This is a genomic window from Nocardioides sp. GCM10028917, assembly GCF_042666175.1.
Taxonomy (GTDB): Bacteria; Actinomycetota; Actinomycetes; order Propionibacteriales; family Nocardioidaceae; genus Nocardioides.
In genome coordinates, this window is record NZ_JBHTFL010000007.1 from 505,463 (window position 1) to 522,035 (window position 16,573).

19 protein-coding genes are annotated in these 16,573 nt (G+C 72.1%); 7 read left to right on the forward strand and 12 right to left on the reverse strand.

The genetic code is table 11. From position 1 onward, the window contains the following. Positions 1-12 precede the first annotated feature (12 nt). From ACFQW6_RS11855 to hutH, 6 genes are all read right to left on the reverse strand, one after another. Positions 13-1,041, reverse strand: a complete 1,029-nt coding sequence (locus ACFQW6_RS11855) for a M48 family metallopeptidase (protein WP_378545011.1) — start codon at positions 1,039-1,041, stop codon at positions 13-15. A gap of 60 nt (positions 1,042-1,101) precedes the next feature. After that, on the reverse strand, positions 1,102-1,683 hold the full coding sequence (locus ACFQW6_RS11860; RefSeq protein WP_378545014.1) for a DinB family protein: 582 nt from the start codon (positions 1,681-1,683) through the stop codon (positions 1,102-1,104). Between the two features lie 39 nt (positions 1,684-1,722). After that, entirely contained in the window at positions 1,723-2,850 is a 1,128-nt protein-coding gene (locus ACFQW6_RS11865) for a M14 family zinc carboxypeptidase (RefSeq protein ID WP_378545017.1), read from the reverse strand. A gap of 105 nt (positions 2,851-2,955) precedes the next feature. Beyond that, positions 2,956-4,701 carry a urocanate hydratase gene (gene hutU / locus ACFQW6_RS11870; RefSeq protein ID WP_378545020.1) on the reverse strand — a complete coding sequence of 582 codons (1,746 nt, stop codon included), beginning with the start codon at positions 4,699-4,701 and terminating at the stop codon, positions 2,956-2,958. A gap of 87 nt (positions 4,702-4,788) precedes the next feature. Further along, positions 4,789-4,938: a hypothetical protein gene (locus ACFQW6_RS11875; RefSeq protein WP_378545023.1), complete on the reverse strand. Its 150-nt coding sequence runs from the start codon at positions 4,936-4,938 to the stop codon at positions 4,789-4,791. Between the two features lie 240 nt (positions 4,939-5,178). Further along, on the reverse strand, positions 5,179-6,717 hold the full coding sequence (hutH, locus tag ACFQW6_RS11880; protein WP_378545026.1) for a histidine ammonia-lyase: 1,539 nt from the start codon (positions 6,715-6,717) through the stop codon (positions 5,179-5,181). Between the two features lie 136 nt (positions 6,718-6,853). Here hutH and ACFQW6_RS11885 point away from each other — a divergent pair, with 136 nt between their 5' ends. The 5 genes from ACFQW6_RS11885 to ACFQW6_RS11905 all read left to right on the forward strand — a co-directional run bounded on the left by ACFQW6_RS11885 (position 6,854) and on the right by ACFQW6_RS11905 (position 10,960). Next, on the forward strand, positions 6,854-7,519 hold the full coding sequence (locus ACFQW6_RS11885; protein ID WP_378545029.1) for a response regulator transcription factor: 666 nt from the start codon (positions 6,854-6,856) through the stop codon (positions 7,517-7,519). Between the two features lie 95 nt (positions 7,520-7,614). Next, on the forward strand, positions 7,615-8,886 hold the full coding sequence (locus ACFQW6_RS11890) for a vanadium-dependent haloperoxidase (RefSeq protein ID WP_378545032.1): 1,272 nt from the start codon (positions 7,615-7,617) through the stop codon (positions 8,884-8,886). A 111-nt stretch (positions 8,887-8,997) separates the two neighbouring features. Further along, on the forward strand, positions 8,998-9,465 hold the full coding sequence (locus ACFQW6_RS11895) for a hypothetical protein (protein ID WP_378545035.1): 468 nt from the start codon (positions 8,998-9,000) through the stop codon (positions 9,463-9,465). Positions 9,466-9,549: 84 nt separating this feature from the next. Beyond that, a complete protein-coding gene (locus ACFQW6_RS11900) occupies positions 9,550-10,185 on the forward strand; it encodes a hypothetical protein (protein WP_378545038.1) in 636 nt (211 codons plus the stop codon). 10 nt (positions 10,186-10,195) lie between these two features. Beyond that, entirely contained in the window at positions 10,196-10,960 is a 765-nt protein-coding gene (locus ACFQW6_RS11905) for an IclR family transcriptional regulator (RefSeq protein WP_378545041.1), read from the forward strand. Here the strand turns inward: ACFQW6_RS11905 and ACFQW6_RS11910 are convergent. From ACFQW6_RS11910 to ACFQW6_RS11935, 6 genes are all read right to left on the reverse strand, one after another. After that, complete coding sequence (locus tag ACFQW6_RS11910) at positions 10,932-11,474, reverse strand: class F sortase (protein ID WP_378545044.1); 543 nt, start codon at positions 11,472-11,474, stop codon at positions 10,932-10,934. The two genes, ACFQW6_RS11905 and ACFQW6_RS11910, sit on opposite strands and share 29 nt — an antisense overlap. Positions 11,475-11,603: 129 nt before the next feature. Further along, a complete protein-coding gene (locus ACFQW6_RS11915) occupies positions 11,604-12,911 on the reverse strand; it encodes an ADP-ribosylglycohydrolase family protein (RefSeq protein ID WP_378545047.1) in 1,308 nt (435 codons plus the stop codon). Beyond that, positions 12,908-13,390, reverse strand: coding sequence for an ADP-ribosyltransferase domain-containing protein (locus tag ACFQW6_RS11920; RefSeq protein ID WP_378545050.1), 483 nt, complete (start codon positions 13,388-13,390; stop codon positions 12,908-12,910). The genes ACFQW6_RS11915 and ACFQW6_RS11920 overlap by 4 nt, the downstream gene beginning before the upstream one ends. Beyond that, positions 13,387-13,836 carry a hypothetical protein gene (locus ACFQW6_RS11925; RefSeq protein WP_378545053.1) on the reverse strand — a complete coding sequence of 150 codons (450 nt, stop codon included), beginning with the start codon at positions 13,834-13,836 and terminating at the stop codon, positions 13,387-13,389. Before ACFQW6_RS11925 ends, ACFQW6_RS11920 begins: the two co-directional genes overlap by 4 nt. After that, positions 13,833-15,446, reverse strand: coding sequence for a putative T7SS-secreted protein (locus tag ACFQW6_RS11930; RefSeq protein ID WP_378545056.1), 1,614 nt, complete (start codon positions 15,444-15,446; stop codon positions 13,833-13,835). The genes ACFQW6_RS11925 and ACFQW6_RS11930 overlap by 4 nt, the downstream gene beginning before the upstream one ends. Before the next feature lies 1 nt (position 15,447). After that, positions 15,448-15,771, reverse strand: a complete 324-nt coding sequence (locus ACFQW6_RS11935; RefSeq protein ID WP_378545058.1) for a hypothetical protein — start codon at positions 15,769-15,771, stop codon at positions 15,448-15,450. A gap of 126 nt (positions 15,772-15,897) precedes the next feature. Between ACFQW6_RS11935 and ACFQW6_RS11940 the strand changes: the two genes are divergently transcribed. Both ACFQW6_RS11940 and ACFQW6_RS11945 read left to right on the forward strand, forming a co-directional pair. Next, positions 15,898-16,218, forward strand: a complete 321-nt coding sequence (locus ACFQW6_RS11940; RefSeq protein WP_378545061.1) for a WXG100 family type VII secretion target — start codon at positions 15,898-15,900, stop codon at positions 16,216-16,218. Further along, positions 16,215-16,514: a hypothetical protein gene (locus ACFQW6_RS11945; RefSeq protein ID WP_378545064.1), complete on the forward strand. Its 300-nt coding sequence runs from the start codon at positions 16,215-16,217 to the stop codon at positions 16,512-16,514. The genes ACFQW6_RS11940 and ACFQW6_RS11945 overlap by 4 nt, the downstream gene beginning before the upstream one ends. Positions 16,515-16,573: the final 59 nt, after the last annotated feature.

Sequence of the window (16,573 nt, forward strand, 5' to 3'; positions counted from 1 at the left end):
CCGGGAGCGCGCTCAGGCGCTCTCGGGCCCCCGGCGGAAGCGGTCGTTGATCCAGGTGCTGGCCGCCCCCATCCATCCGGCGAGGTCGTGGACCAGCCGGCCGAGGGTGTCCTGGGTGCGCGCGAACGTCGCGGTGTAGCTGGCAGCCGCCTCCTGGGCTGCCGCACTGACCGACGCCGTGGCGTCGTCGGCCCGGCGCGGGTAGTCGCCACCGAGGATCGTCGTGTAGGCGCCGGAGTCGATCCAGCGCCGCAGCTCGGTCGCCCGGACTACTGCGAACGGGTGGCTCTGCTGCTGCAGCAGCGAGAGCTTGATCAGGGACTCGCGGACGTCGCCGCCCTCGTCGTACTCCGATCCCTGCTGGAGGAACGACGTGACGTCGAGCTCCTCGAGCGTGCCGCCGCTCGCGATCTTCATGTGGGTGCGCAGGGCCGCGGTGGGGTCCTGGGTCGCCAGCAGACCGGCGCGGTCCGCGGAGAGCTCGGCCTTGCGCGACCACTCCAGCAGGCCGACGGTCACCATCCGGATGCCGATCGCGCCGCCGGGCAGGGCGTAGAGCAGCCCGCCGAGGCCGAGGAGCCGCACCAGCAGCGTGCGGTAGACCGCGTGCCCGCTGACGGCGTGACCGAGCTCGTGGCCGATCACGAAGCGCAGCTCGTCGTCGTCGAGGTGGTGCACGAGCCCGGACGAGAGCATGATGATCGGCTTGTCCATGCCGACCGTGACGGCGCTGAGCGAGGGGTCTGCCTGGACGTACAGCTCGGGCAGGTCGCTGACGTCGAGGTTGCGGCCGACCTCGGCGAGCAGTCGGTGCAGCCGCGCGAACTGCCGCTCGTCCACCCGCACCGCGGAGCCGAGCAGCGTCAGCCGCCAGGCCCGCTCCCGGAAGACCCCCGACATGGTCTTGAGCAGCACGTCGAAGCCCTGGAGCTTGCGCAGCGCGACCAGCGCGCCCTTGTCGGCCGGGTGCTCCCACGCCCGCGAGCTGATCTCCGTGAGCACGACGCGCGCACGCGCCGGCTTCTTCTCCCCCGATGCCATGGAGGGATCCTGACGTACGCCGCCGTGGATGTCAGCCGTTCGACGACGGACGCGGTGCGGTCAGTCCCCTGCCGCGCGCGCGGCCGCCTCGATCCGCGCGCGTCGGTCGGCCCAGAACGCCGTGCCGTGCCCCTCCGCCGCCATCGCCTCCGCGTCCGTGCCGACCGCTCCGTCCAGCTCCTCGCGGAGGATGTCCGCGTGGCCCGCGTGCCGGCTCGTCTCGGCGAGCAGGTGCACCAGGACGTTGAAGAGCGGCACCTCGGCACCGCCCCACCACTCGACCCGGCCGACCGCGTCGAGGTCGAGCGCCGCCACGGTCGCATCGCCGTGGGCCCACACCCGCCGGTAGCGGTCGACGACGTCGCTGCGCGACTCGTCCTCGGTCGCCCACATGTCCGCGAGCCGGTCCGCCTCCACGTCCCACCGGGGAAGCGGCTCGGGGAACGGACGGTCGAAGACCTCGCCGAGGTAGCGCGCCTCCCAGGTCGCCAGGTGCTTGACCAGCCCGAGGAGGTTGGTCCCGGTGACGGTCAACGGGCGCCGGACGTCGTACTCCGACAGGTCGTTGAGCTTGGCGAGCACCGCGTGGCGCTCGTGCTTCAGGTAGGTGTGCAGGTTGGCCTTCGCGGCGTCGGCGTCCATGGGACTGCACCCTGTCACCGACGCCGCGACGGCCGCTGGTCATCCGTGCGGGTCGGGGACGAACGGCCCGCGCTCACGGATCGTGTCCGCGGGCACCGTGTCCCGCGTCCACAGCGACCCGTCGGCAGCGGCCCGGAGGATCGCCGTGCCGGCGACCTCGGTCTGCTTCGCGATCATGCCGCTGCTGGGCTGGCCCATGTCACCGCGAGCCTCGTACAGCACCGAGGCGGACCCGAGAAGGCCGTAGGCGTTGCGGGCGATGCCGGGGAACGGGGTGCTCGGGTAGCGCGTGATGTTGGCGTATCCCTTGCCCTCCAGCGCATCGAGCATCTCCGACACCACGCGCTTGGAGTCGGTCACGACGCCGGCGAACTGCTCGCTGATGCCGAGGGCCGCCGCCTCCGCCTCCGCGTTGGGCCACATCACCGAGCCGGTGATCATCCGACCGTCGTCGTCGACGTACGTCCCCTGGTGGTGGAAGTCCACGACGAGCCGCGGCCGCCGCTCGTCCCACAGCAGCCGCATCGCGATGGCCTCCGGCACCGGGTTGTCGGTGTCCGGGCCGGGCTGGTACGGGTGGTCGTAGGCGCTCGCGGAGTAGGAGTGGTAGCGATTGATGTCGTAGCCGCGACCGGCTTGGTAGAACTCGCAGAAGCTCGGGCACGAGGTGTCGAAGTTCTGTCGCCACGGCGTCGTGTTGCCGGCCAGGTCCACCACGTCGGCGTCGAAGCCGTCGACGTTGACGCGCGGGACGATCGTGACGGTGAGCGCGTCCCTGATCGCCCGCGCCTCCGCGGATCCCCCGGCGAGCCCGCGGACGACGCTGATCATGGCGTTGGAGACGATGTACTCGTCGCCGTGCTGGTTGGCGACGAACATGATGTCGGTGTCGCCGTCGCCGATCGTCACCACGGGGATCTCCCGGCCGGTGTTCGAGGTGAGCGGCGCCGGGCTGAGGTCGAACGCTCCCTGCGCACGACCCTCGATCGACTCCAGGGTGCTCCAGAGCTGTTCGTAGCTGCGGATGGCGTTGGTGTTCTCGCCGCCCTGCGGCCACGGACCGCCCGGGGTGGTGACCGGGTCGGCCGTGGCCGGTGGCAGCAGGGCGAGGCTGAGGGGCAGGGCGGCGGCCACAGCGGTGGCGACGAGCAGGCGCGGACGGATCACGAAAACCTCCCGATAGGTTCTGCGACGGTTGCAGGGGTCCATCCCATGCAGCGCCGGCCCGGGGTGTCAACGCATCCCCGTCGGTAACCTCCGGGTCGTCGCGGCTCAGTCGCCGTTCCGGGGCTCACGCCGAGCGGTCGGGGACATGGGGATCCGCACGCCGCGCTCGTCGGCGACCTCGACCGCCCGGTCGTAGCCCGCGTCGACGTGGCGGATGACGCCCATGCCGGGGTCGTTGGTGAGCACGCGCGCGATCTTCTCCGCCGCGAGGTCAGTGCCGTCGGCGACGGTGACCTGGCCGGCGTGCAGCGACCGCCCGATGCCGACCCCGCCGCCGTGGTGGAAGGACACCCAGGTGGCACCCGACGCGGTGTTGACCAGCGCGTTGAGGATCGCCCAGTCGGCGATCGCGTCCGAGCCGTCGAGCATCGCCTCGGTCTCGCGGTAGGGGGAGGCGACCGAGCCGCAGTCGAGGTGGTCGCGGCCGATCACGATCGGCGCCGTGAGCTCTCCGTTGGCGACCATCTCGTTGAACTTCGCCCCGGCCTTCGCGCGGTCGCCGTACCCCAGCCAGCAGATGCGGGCCGGCAGGCCCTGGAACTGCACGCGCTCGGCGGCCATGTCGAGCCACGCGTGCAGCCGGGCGTACTCCGGCTTCTCGTCGGCCGGGAAGAGCTCCTTGATGGCGCGGTCGGTGGCGTAGATGTCCTCGGCGTCGCCGGACAGCGCGGCCCAGCGGAACGGGCCCTTGCCCTCGCAGAACAGGGGACGGATGTAGGCCGGCACGAAGCCGGGGAACTCGAAGGCCCGGTCGTAGCCGCCCTTGCGGGCCTCGTCGCGGATGGAGTTGCCGTAGTCGAAGACCTCGGCGCCCGCGTCCTGCAGCTCGACCATCGCGTGGACGTGGCGCGCCATCGACTCCTGGCTGCGCTTGGTGAACCCGCGCGGGTCCTCGGTGCGCTCGCGCTCCCAGTCGTCGTACGACGTCCCTGCCGGCAGGTAGAACAGCGGGTCGTGCGCCGAGGTCTGGTCGGTGACGATGTCGACGAGCGGCCCGTCGCCGCGCTCCTGCCGCTCCAGGTGGCGCTCGAGGACCTCGGGAAGCACCTCCGCAGCGTTGCCGAGGAGGCCGATCGACAGGCCGCGCCGCGCGGCGCGCGCCTCGAGCGCGAGCTCGAGCGCGTGGTCGAGGTCGCGCGCCTGGACGTCCAGGTAGCGGGTCTCGAGGCGACGGTCGATGCGGTGCTGGTCGCACTCGACGCAGATGGCCACACCGTCGTTCATCGTCACCGCCAGCGGCTGCGCGCCACCCATGCCACCGAGGCCGGCGGTGATGGTGATGGTGCCGGCGAGGGTCCCCCCGTACTTCTTGTCCGCGATCGCGGCGAACGTCTCGAACGTCCCTTGGAGGATCCCCTGGGTACCGATGTAGATCCACGAGCCGGCCGTCATCTGGCCGTACATCGTGAGGCCGAGGTCCTCGAGCCGGCGGAACTCCTCCCAGTCGGCCCAGTCGCCGACGAGGTTCGAGTTGGCGATCAGCACGCGCGGCGCCCACGCGTGCGTGCGCATGATCCCGACCGGCTTGCCCGACTGCACGAGCAGCGTCTCGTCGTCCTCGAGGTCGCGCAGGGAGCGGACGATGGCGTCGTACGCCTCCCAGCTGCGCGCGGCCTTGCCGGTGCCGCCGTAGACGACGAGGTCCTCAGGACGCTCGGCGTTGTCGGGGTCGAGGTTGTTCATCAGCATCCGCAGCGGCGCCTCGGTCTGCCACGACTTCGCGGTCAGCTCGGTGCCGGTGGCGGCGTGGATCGGCAGGCGCGGGTTGCCGTGAGGAGCGTTCGTGGTCATGCCTTCATGAAAACGCCGCATCGCTGGCGACCGAAAGAGGTCGATCCGGATCCAAGTCTGTGATCCGAGACTTGCGCCGGGAAGTGGTCAGCGACTGCTGTTCCGGGCGCGAGCCCAGGCCCGCGCAGAGCTCATCAGCTCGTCGCGGGTGATGTAGGAGTCAGCCGGTCGCAGGTAGGGACGCACCTGGCTCACGCCGTTGGAGCACAGGGCGTCGTTGTGCCAGTTGCGGTCCATCGTCGGAGACCACCAACACCTCCACAGCGCAGCCGACGAGGGTGCCGCGGCGGAACGCGGACTTCCAGCTCCCGACGACGCCTGGGCCGCGGGTCCGACCCCGGCCGCGGCGAGGATGCCCACCAGGACGATTGTGCACATGCTCCTTCTCACGAGACGGAAGCTAGTACCGGCGCCGAGCTGCGTCTCCCGAACGGCACAAACCGCACCGGCACGGGAGGGGAGTACCGCGTCCTGACCTCAGGCCAGCGGACCGACCACACCCTCCGCGGCGGCCAGCACGGCGCCGGACTGGACGAGGTCGACGGTGGCCTCGATCTCGGGCGAGAGGTGACGGTCGGGGCCGGGGCCGGCGATGCCGTTGCTGCGCAGGAGGTCGACGACCGCACCGGTCGCCGGTGACGGCTCGAGCGGCGCGCGGAGGTCGAGCGCGCGTGCCGCGGTGAGCACCTCGACGGCGACCACCCGCGACAGCCCGTCGACGGACCGGCGCAGCTTGCGGGCGGCGTTCCAGCCCATCGACACGTGGTCCTCCTGCATCGCGCTGGAGGGGATGGAGTCCACCGACGCCGGGACCGCGAGCCGCTTCAGCTCCGCGACGATCGAGGCCTGGGTGTACTGCGCGATCATGTGCCCGCTGTCGACCCCCGGGTCGGAGGCGAGGAACGGCGGCAACCCGTGGCTGCGCGCCCGGTCGAGGAAGCGGTCCGTACGTCGTTCGCTGATCGACGCGACGTCGGCGGCGACGATCGCGAGGAAGTCGAGCACGTAGCCGATCGGGGCCCCGTGGAAGTTGCCGTTGGACTCGACGCGGTCGCCGACCACCACGGGGTTGTCGATCGCGCTGGCGAGCTCGCGGCCGGCGACGGTCGCGGCGTGCTCGACGGTGTCGCGGGCCGCGCCGTGCACCTGCGGCGAGCAGCGCAGCGAGTAGGCGTCCTGGACGCGGTTGCAGTCGCCGGTGCGGTGCGAGGCGACGATCGCGGAGCCGGCCATCAGCGCGGTCAGGTTGGCCGCCGACAGGGCCTGGCCGGGGTGCGGGCGGATGTCCTGCAGCTCGGCGGCGAAGACCCGGTCGGTGCCGAGCTGTGCCTCGACGCTCATCGCCGCGGCGACGTCGGCGGTGCGCAGCAGCATCCGCAGGTCGGTGATCGCCATGACGAGCATGCCCAGCATCCCGTCGGTGCCGTTGATGAGCGCGAGGCCCTCCTTGGCGACCAGCTCCACGGGCTCGAGGCCGGCGGCCCCGAGCGCCTCGGCGGCGGGCACCAGCGCGCCGTCGACGTCGCGGACCTCGCCCTCGCCCATCAGCGCGAGCGCGCAGTGCGAGAGCGGCGCGAGGTCACCGGAGCAGCCGAGCGAGCCGTACTCCCGCACCACCGGCGTGATGCCGTGCGACAGCAGGTCGGCCATCAGCTGCGCGGTCTCGCGGCGTACGCCGGTGCGACCGGTCGCGAGCGTCGAGAGCCGCAGCAGCATGAGCGCCCGCACCACCTCGCGCTCCACCTCCGGACCGGACCCGGCGGCATGGGACCGCACGAGGGACCGCTGCAGCTGGGCGCGCATGTCGCTGGGGATGTGCCGGGTGGCGAGGGCGCCGAAGCCGGTGCTGACGCCGTACGTCGGCGTCTCCGCGGCGGCGAGCGCCTCGACCACGCCCCGGGCACGGTCGATCGCACCCAGCGCCTCGTCGGTCAGGACGACGGAGGCGCCCTCACGGGCGACGTGGACGAGGTCGTCGAACGAGACGGGGCCGACCCCGACGTGAACGGTCTGCATGCACCTCATCCAACTCCGCCCGCCCCATCGTGAAAACCCCATGCTGAACCGTCGGTGTCTCGGATCCCAGACCACCCGAATTCGGGATGACGCGGGCTCGCGCAAGGTCTAGCGTCGGTCGGCGGGAGGGTGAGCGATGCCGGACCTCGTGCTCAACGAGACCAAGCAGCAGGCGATGCGCCACCTGCTGGGGGCCGCCCCCTGCCCGGGAATGCCTCTCCCCTCCCAGCACGTCCTCCAGTGGCTTGCGGCGCTGATCCCGTGCGACGGCGTCGTGGTGGTCTTCCACGACTCCGCTCGCGGGGTCACCTCCACGGTCGAGCTGGGGTACCCACCCCCGGACGACCCGGCGCCGGAGCTCCAAGGCCGATCGCCCGGCATCAGCGTGCGGCAGCGGCGTCCGGGGCGTGCCGGAACGCTCGCCATCTCCTGCCCCAACGGCCCGGACGGGTTCGTGCGGGTGCTGCTCGGCAGGCGCCTCAGCTCTTTCACCGAGGACGACGTCGCCCTCGCCCGCATGATCACACCCGTGCTGGTGCGACTCGTCCACGAGCGGCCGACCCCGAGCGTGCCGCCCACCATGACGACGCAGGAGCGGGCGGTGCTGGCCCACCTGACGTCCGGTGCCTCGAACGCGCAGATCGCGCGGGACCTCGGCATCGCCGAGTCGACGGTCCGCAAGCACCTCGAGCACGCCTACCGCAAGCTCGGGGTGAGCGGCCGGACCGCCGCGGTCGCGCGGCTGCAGGAGCGCGACCTGCCCGGCCTCGACCTCAAGGAGCGGATCGCCCGCGTGGTCTAGACGATCGTCGGCAAGGTTCGCGCGAACGCGAATGGTGGCGGCCGGACGCCAGTCCGAGACTCGCAGGAGGCCCCTGTCCCCGAAAGGCGCATGCCATGACCTCCTTGCGTCGCTCACTCGTGCTGCTGTGCTCCAGCGTCCTCGTGCTCCCCCTCTTCGCGACCGTCGCTGACGCCGTCCCCGCGAGCGACCGCTCCGCCCGTGCGTCGGCCGGCCCGCAGGACGACCACGTCAAGGCCGCCGAGGCCGCCGTGATGTGGCAACGCATCGCCGTCCGCACCATCTGGACGGAGACCTCTCCCCTCCCCGCGCCGCCCGTCGGCTCGATGTACCTCACGTTCACCTCGCTCGCGGTGCACGACGCCGCCAGCGAGGCCCAGCGCCGAGGACGGGTGGCTGCGACCGCCGCGGTGGCCACCGCGGCACACGACGTGCTGTGGGAGTACTTCCCGGCATCGCGGACCAACCTCGATGCCGACCTGACCGCGACGATGGCGAGGGTCCCGGACGGGAAGAAGGCCGACGCAGGTGCCGCCATCGGCGCAGCCGCGGCCGACGCGATGATCGCCTCCAGGGTCGGTGACGGTCGCTTCGACCTGTCTCGGGTCTACTCCAAGGAGCCCGGCGTGGGCGTGTGGCAGCCCGGCCCGGGTGCCCCGACGACCGGTGGTGGCATGGCGCTGGCGTGGCTCGGCTTCCTCAAGCCGGTCGTCGACGTCGCGCCCGTCGCGCTCGACGGGCACGACCCGCTGACGAGCCCCGCCTACGCCGCCGACTACATCGAGGTGGCCGACCTCGGCTCCACGACGTCCACCACCCGCACCCCCGAGCAGACCGCGATCGCGCAGTTCTTCAACACGCCGACCGTCAGTGCGGCCTACCGCCTCGCGGTCTGCGACGTGCTCGACGGCGAGCCCATGGGGCTGCTGCCCACCACGCGGATGTTCGCCAGAATGGACGCAGCCGTCCTGACGAGCTTCATCCAGACCTTCCGGCTCAAGTTCGACGTCGGCTTCTGGCGTCCGTACCAGGCGATCGCCGGTGCCGCGTCCGACGGGAACCCGGCCACCACCCCGCAGACGGAATGGACGCCGCTGGTCACCAACCCGTCGTACTCCGACTACACCAGCGGTCACGCGGCCGCCACGGGGTCGTGGGTCGAGGTCGTCCGCCAGACCTTGGGCGACGACACCGCCCTGGTCCTGCGGATCGGGTCGCAGGCACGGCCGTACGCCAACCTGACCGCACTCGAGCACGACACCCTGCACGCGCGGATCTGGGGCGGCCTGCACTTCCGGGACGCCATGGACGACGGGTACTACCTCGCCCACACGACGGCGGACCGAGTCATGGCGGCGATCCACTGAGCGCGGTCGACCACGGAATGTGACCCCTCCGGGGGGGCCGCTCAGGCTGGTTGCTGTGCCACGGTGAGGGCGTGGCGACCCGCACGCGGTCGCCGGAGCAGGAGGTTCGCCATGGAAACGACCGAGTGGATCATCATCATCGTGGTCGTCGTCCTGGTCCTGGCGGCACTCGCCGCCTGGCTGATGGCCCAGCAGCGCAAGAAGAAGCAGCACGAGCACGCCGAGCACCTGCGGCACGAGGCCCAGGAGCACGCCGCCGAGATCCCGGAGACGCAGGTGCGCGCCAAGGAGGCGGAGGCACAGGCCGAGCGTGCCCGGCTCGAGGCCGAGCGTGCCGAGAGGCAGGCACGCGACGCACAGGTCGCGGCCACCCAGCAGCAGGCCGTCCACGAGGACCGGCTCCGCACGGCCGACCAGGTCGACCCGCACGTGGACACCTCGTCAGACGAGTACGCCCCCGGCACGACGACCCACCACGACACGACCACGCACGACACGACCACTCACGACCCCGACACGCTGCTCGACGCGGACGACCCGCGCCGCGCGGACGGGACCGAGGGCAGCCACCGCGCCTGATCCGCGCGCCTCGCGACGCAACGCAGGACAGGGACGACCAGTGCTGGAAGACTGGGCGTCCCTGTCCCGTGAAAGAGGAAGCCCGTGACCACGCTCATCATCGTCCTCGTCATCATCGCCGTCGTGATCGCTGTTGCGGCGTTCCTCATCCGGAAGAAGAACCGCGAGGCCAACGTCGCTCGCGCCGAGCAGCTCCGCGCCCAGGCCGCGACACAGGCGCAGGCCACGATCGCCCCCGCCCAGGAGCGCGCGGCGGCCGCTGAGGCCGAGGCCGAGGAGGCCCGCGCCGCAGCCGCCAAGGCCGAGGCGCAGGCCCACGAGGCCCGACTGGCCGCGCAGCAGATCGAGGCGACCCACGAGGGACAGGTCCGCGCGGCCGACCGGGTCGACCCGCGCGTCGACCACAAGGCCGACGACTACGCGCCCCAGGTCCCTGGCACCGCCGACCACACCCCGACCCCGCCGTCCGAGGTCAACACCGAGCCGGCCGCCACCCAGGCGACTGCCACCGAGCCGGCTACCGAGCCAACCGCCGCCGAGTCGACCGCCGCCGAGCCGCCCACCCAGCCGACCGCGGACGACACCCAGGACGACACCCAGGACGGCCGGGCCCCGCTGCTCCCGCGCCGCACGCCCGGCGCCAACGAGATGCCCGGCAAGCCGATCGAGCAGACCGACAGCGGCGGGGGCTGGTTCACCAAGGGCTCGGACAAGTCCTGAGCCCACAGCCGTGAGCCAGGTCCCCGCAGCGACGCGCGCCCTGCGCGTGCTGCGGTTCCTGGCCACGCAGGCCGACCCGGTCCCGCTCGACCGGATCGTCCGCGCGTGCGACCTGCCGCGCAGCACGGCGTACCACCTGCTCAACACGATGATCGACGAGGGCTTCGTCGTGCACCTGCCCGACGAGCACCGCTACGGGCTCGGAGTCGCCGCCTTCGAGGTGGGCAGCGGCTTCACCCGCCAGGAGCCGCTCGCCCGGCTCGCGCGCCGGCCGCTCGCCGAGCTCGTCGACCGGACCGGCCACGGCGCGCACCTCGCCGTGCTCCACGGACGCGACGTCCTCTACGTCATCGAGGAGCGGGCGCCCGGGCGGCCGCCGCTGGTCACGGACGTCGGCGTACGCCTGCCCGCCCACCTGACCGCCTCCGGGCGGACCATCCTCGCCGCACTGCCGGCCAGCCAGGTCCGGGCGCTGTACCCCGACCGGGGCGCGTTCGTCGACCGCCACGGCAAGGGCCCGTCGTCGTTGAGCGCCCTGCGCACCGTGCTGTCCGAGACCCGACAGCGCGGCCACGCGACCGAGGACGGCGAGGTCACGCCCGGGCTGCAGAGCGTGGCCGCAGCCGTGCTCGACCACAACGCCCACCCGGTGGCCGGGGTGGCGGTGACCTTCCCCAGCGACGCCGGCGACGTCGACGCGATCGCGACTGCCGTGACCCGGACGGCTGTCCGGCTGACGCGTCGGGTCAGTGGGAGGGCAGCAGGCGCGCGTTGACGATGATCCGGGTGCGGTAGACACCCGTCAGGTCGTTGCGGTCGCCGCAGGTGAGGAGGACGAGGCGCGCGGCGCCCCGATCACTGAAGAGTGCAGCGACGGCCGAGCGCGACATGCCGGTGACCCGGCGCACGCGGGTGACCTCGAAGCGGTTGCGGCCGACCACGACGAGGTTCCCGGGGCGGAGCCTGCCGAGGTCGTCGAACACGCCGGGGCCCTTGGACCACGTGTGCCCCGCGAGGACGGCGCTCCCCTGCTGGCCAGGCAGCACACCCGAGCGCCAGCGGTAGACGTCGCGGACGCTGCGCCCGATCGCGAGGTGGCCGGCCCGCGTCACGCCGACCGGGATGATCCCGGCGTCCACGCCGATCGCCGGGATCGAGAGTCGGCCGAGCGCCGCGAACCGCTCGGCACCGCCGGCGGCGGTCGTCACGGGACCGGCACCCGCGGGCGCGCCCGCGAGCACGGCGCCCACGAGCAGCACGACGACCAGCAACCTGCGCATGCCCCACATCGCTCGACCCCTCCGTCAGCCCGCCGGACGAGCCCCCTCCTCCGGCTCCCGCAGGCTACGCCCGCGTCGGCTCGCCTGAGTCGATCTTCGACCAATGTGGGAGGAGCCTTCGAGCAGCGGCCCGAATCCTCAGCCCCGCGGCCACCAGCGCCGCGTCTCGTCCGGATCGTCGAGGATCTTCGAGCTCCGGCGGCGAGCCTGCGCGAGGGTGACGGACTCCTCGACGAATCGTGCTCGTACGACCGCCCAGTCGGCGCTCTCCACGAGCGAGCGCTGCGTCCCCCGGTCGCCGAGGTACCAGACCCGGTAGGTGCCGTCCTCGAGCTGCTCGAGGCCGATGTACTCGCTGGAGAGGCCGCTCGGGACCGGGCGGCCGCGGACGAAGAAGTCGTGGCCCTCACCGAGGCCGCGGGCGACCAGGTGCTCGGCGACCTCGACGAGCTCCTCGGGCGCGCGGTGGGCCTCGGCGATCTCGACGCCGCGCTCCACCACCCGCCGGGCGAGGTCGCGCAGGTCGTCGGCACGCAGGCCGGGCCAGCCGTGCACGAGCCCCAGCCACTCCTCGGGCAGCGACGAGGCGCCGTGGACGGCGCCGAGCAACGCCCCGGCGATCGCGGCGACGGTGTCGGTGTCGTCGCCCGCGTGCACCGCGGCGACGAGCGAGGCGACGAGCGGACGTCCGTCACCGGCCGGATGGCGGATCGCCGACCACGCGGCCTGGAAGGCGGTGACGACGTAGCCGTTGGGCGCGAACGCGGACGGCGTACGCCCCTCGGCGTCGGTGATCCAGCCGGCCCACTGCTCCTGCCGGGCGAGCGGCAGGACGCCGACGAGCCCGGCCAGCTCGGGCAGCGAGCCGTCGAGGACGGCCAACCGGATCGCGTGGCACCACAGGACGCACGCGTCGCCCGCGAGGGGGTCGTGGTGGGTGGCCTCGGAGAGCCAGCGTGCCGCGAGGGTCAGCGTCGCGGGGTCGTCGAGGAACGACAGTGCCACTGGCGCCGTGCGCATCAGCGACCCGTTGCCGGCCGTCCGTCCCGTGCGTCGGTGCAGCGCAGCCGCTGCCGCAGACGACGACCCCCACGGCCGCGTGGAACCGTCGGCCGCGACCGCACCGAGCACCTGTCGGGTCTGCGCGCCCACGTCGGTGGCGCCACCGCCGAGCCAGTCGACCCAGCCCTGGACGACCGCGTCGAGGGCGGTGACGTGACGGAGGCCGTGGTCCGCGGCCACGCTCGCGATGACGACGCCCATCTGCGTGTCGTCGCTCCACTCGCCGGGCGCGTAGGGCCCGAGCCCGCCGCCAACCATCCGGGGCTCCTCGCCCGGGGCAAGCGAGCTCGAGCCGAGCTCGTACGGCACTCCGAGCGCGTCACCGCACGCCGCGCCGAGCAGGACGCCCTCGATGCGGTCGGACCGCGCGTCGGTCGTCGTCACGCGATGTCGCCGGCGAACTTTCCCTCGATGGGGTCGGGAACCCGGTCGCCCAGCTCCGCCTCGAGGATGGCGCGGCCGATCTGCTCCTGCACTGCCGCGAGGTCGAACGCGGGCTCCTGCCCGGCCGAGGGATCGAACTCCTCGACGATGGTGACGCCGAGGTCCTTGACGCGCACCCGGGTCACGAGGGTGAGGACGGTGCCGGGAAGCAGGACGACCTCGCGCTCGTGACGGGCCGCCGAGAACGGCTCGATCGAGCGACCCGTCCTGCTCAGCACGGCGTACACGGCGTCGGTGGAGAAGTTCTCCGTAGCGACGCGCGGGTCACGCGACGTCGACAGCAGCCGGTCGGTCACGTGGGCACGCCCGGACCACCGCTCGTGGCTGCGCGCCTCGCAGCCGCGGAAGACCATCCCGACATGGGGCGGGAGCTGCTCGAGCGTGGTCAGCAGCTTGTCGAGGTCCGGCGTCTGCGTCACGGCTGACCCTCCATGTTGGTCTGCAGGGTCCAGCGCTCCGGGCTTGCCGCGGCTGCCTCGGGGCGGGCGAGGACGGGCACCCGGAGGGTCTCGACGCGCACCCGGCCGTTGCGGTCGGGGTCCCAGTCGGTGCCGTCGGCCCGCGCACAGGCCCAGGTGACACCGTCGAGTTCGACCAGCAGCTCGTCGTGCTCCCGTCCCTGACGCACGCCGCCCAGCGTGCCCTCGGTGGCCGCCCCGTCGCCCCGGTCGACCAGCACCCGGTCTCCGGCCCGGGTGTGGAACATGTAGGCCACGACCTTCCAGTGGGGGTAGTCGTCGCGCTTGACGCGGCTGATCTCGGGCACGGGTTGACCGGCGAACGCCTCACGAGACGCGGCGCGCTGGCGCTCGGCCCAGGCCCTGATCTCCTCCGGCGTCATGCGATCGAGGTCGTCGTCACTCATCTGACCTCCCTGACCACGAGGTGACGGACTCCGTTGGCGTCGACGGAGTTCTCGAGCACCTGGAACTCGGTGCCTCCGCGGAACAGGATCTCAGCCTCGCCCTGCGCGGCCGAGAAGGGGCCGACGTTGGTGCCGGAATGGCCCTGCACGGTGATGCTCGTCGGGTTGTCCCGATCGAGCTTCATGAAGCCGTCCGCCACGTCCGGGCTCAGGGAGCTGCTGGTGAAGGCGCCGTCGGAGAGGTTGCCGCCGTTGTTGATGTGCTCGACCATGGCGTCCGGGAGGTTGGTGCCGCGATAGGTGGTGCCGTCGTAGCTGGGCAGCTGGTCCAGGCCGCGGTTGGTGGCATCGATCCTCGCCTGCACGTGGGCCTCGTTGGGCCCGATCTCGCGCATGTTGTTGTTCATCACCCGGTAGCCGTCGTCGGTCGTGTAGTCCCAGATGCCGCGGATCCCCTCGCGGTCCAGCTCGGGGTGCGCCGCCGTGACCTCGTCCAGCCACGGTTCGAGCGCCGGGTCGCCGAGGGTGCGATCCACCCCCTGCGGCGCCGGGGTGACGTCGTCGTAGCGGTGGAGGTCGGGAAGGTCGTCGAGCCGGTTCAGGCGCGAGAGGTCGTCGAGGCTGTCGAGCTTGTTGAGGTCCGACAGGTTGTCGAGCTTCGAGAGGTCGGACAGCCCGTCCAGCAGGTCCATGCCGCCCTTCGCGCCGCGGGTGGCCAGTGCGCCGGCGCCGGCGGTGGCGACGGCGGCGACGGCGTCGGGCACGAGGTGGCCGATCGCGCGGGCCGGGTCGTCGGCCCAGGTGTCCCAGTCGAGCAGCGACTTGCCGAGCTCCTTGCCGAAGCCGACCGGGTCGGTGGTGAGGCCGGTGTAGATGCCCTGCGCCATCGTCCACGCGTTCTCGGCCGAGAGCTCGTACTTCTTCGTCAGCTCCTCGGCCGTGAGGTCACCCGTCGCGAGCTTGTAGGAGTCGATGACCAGGTTGACAGGGCTGAACGGCACCATCGTCAGCAGGTCCCACACCGCCTCGCCGGCGCCCTCGAAGATGCCGCCGACGAACTTCAGGCCCGACTCCAGCCAGTTGGGCTCCTCCGGCGCGTCGGCGCATCCGGCGCGCACGTCGCCCGCACAGACCGCCGCGGCGTTGTCGAGGTCGGCCCTCGCGGCGTTCAACGCGGCGAGCGCCTCCTGCTGGATCGGGTCGCCCCAGTCGACGAACGGCTCCGCCTGGTCGGTGCCGCCACTGCTCCAGTAGGCCCGCATCCGGCCCAGGTAGGAGTCGTACTGCGTGCGCGCGGTCGCCGACTCCCGCTCCCCGCGCTCGTGCTCGGCCTTGGCCTCGGCTGCCCTCCGCTGCGCGTCCTCGAGGGCGCCGGCGTACGTCGTCAGACCGGCAGCGGCCTTCTTGAAGCCGTTGCCCGCCTTGACCCAGCGGTCCGGCTCGAGGTCGTGCGCCTCGCGGAACTCGTCGGCGGCGCGGCCGGTCCAGCCCGACACGTCGATCTTCGACAGCGCGTCGCCGGTGTCGTAGAAGAGCTGGCCCTTCTGCTCCATCGTGAGGGCCTTGGCCCGCACGTTGCCGGGGTTGCCCTCGATCACGAAGTCCGGCACGTCACATGACCTTGATGGCGGCGATGGTGCCCTTGAGCGCGGACAGGGCGTCGTAGCCGGCCTTGTCGGTGTCGAAGTAGTTCATCGCGATCTTGCCCAGGCGTCCGGACATCTCCTCGACGTCCTGGCAGAGGTTGTTGACGCCCTCCTCCCAGCGGTTCTTGAACTCGTCGAGGGCGTCCCACACGACGTCGCTCCCGACGTCGTCCTTGCCGGGGACGAGGTCCTCGACGTCGTTGTCCTTGAAGAGCTGGACGGTCTCGCCGAGGCCCTGGGCGGCCTGGCCCATGCTCTCGAGGTCGACCTCGTAGTCGTACGACGGCATGGGGTCCCGATTCCCCGGAGAGCGGTCGCTCAAACCGGGGAGGAACCCGTTCTTGTTCCGAGGTGTGTGAGCCGGCGGCGCACGGGGTAGGAAGGTGCTCATCGATCCCAGCGAGAGGGGGCGGCCGTGGCCGTCGGACTTGTCTACTCCGAGATGCAGGCAGCGGCCCAGGCCGTGGCCGACGCGGTGGAGCCGTTGCAGAAGACCCTGCAGGACCTCGGCGCCACCATCGAGACCGAGGCCGGCAAGGGCTTCAGCGGCCAGGCAGCCGCCGGCTTCGGCGAGGCGGTCAACGCGTGGTTCGACGTGGCGATCACCTTGGGCCCGGTCCTCGAGGGCTACTCGCAGAACCTGATGTACGTCGCGCAGGAGCACGCGACCAACGACGTCTCCCAGGCCGACCGGGCCGGGCAGCTGGCCGACCGCCTCGGCGGTGGCCCCCGATGAGCGCACGTGGCCTGATCGTCCACCAAGGCTCCCTCTCTGCGCTGGAGACAGCGCTCGCCGACGCCACGACGGCGATCACCACCCAGATCGGCGAGCTCCTCGAGCAGGTCGAGTCCCTCACGCCGGGCTGGGACCGGTCGAGCGAGTCGCACGCGGCCCACCTCGAGCACCAGCAGCGGCTCCGCGACGGTGTCCAGCGGCTGACCGAGGCCCTCGACCAGGTGAGGAGCAAGGTCGCGACCTACCGCGAGGACGCGCGTGAGATCGAGGTCGAGAACGTCGCGATCGTGAACTGAGAGCCGCCCCCGGACGACGGCAAGTTACCTGCGGGTAGGATTCTTCTCACTACGCAGGG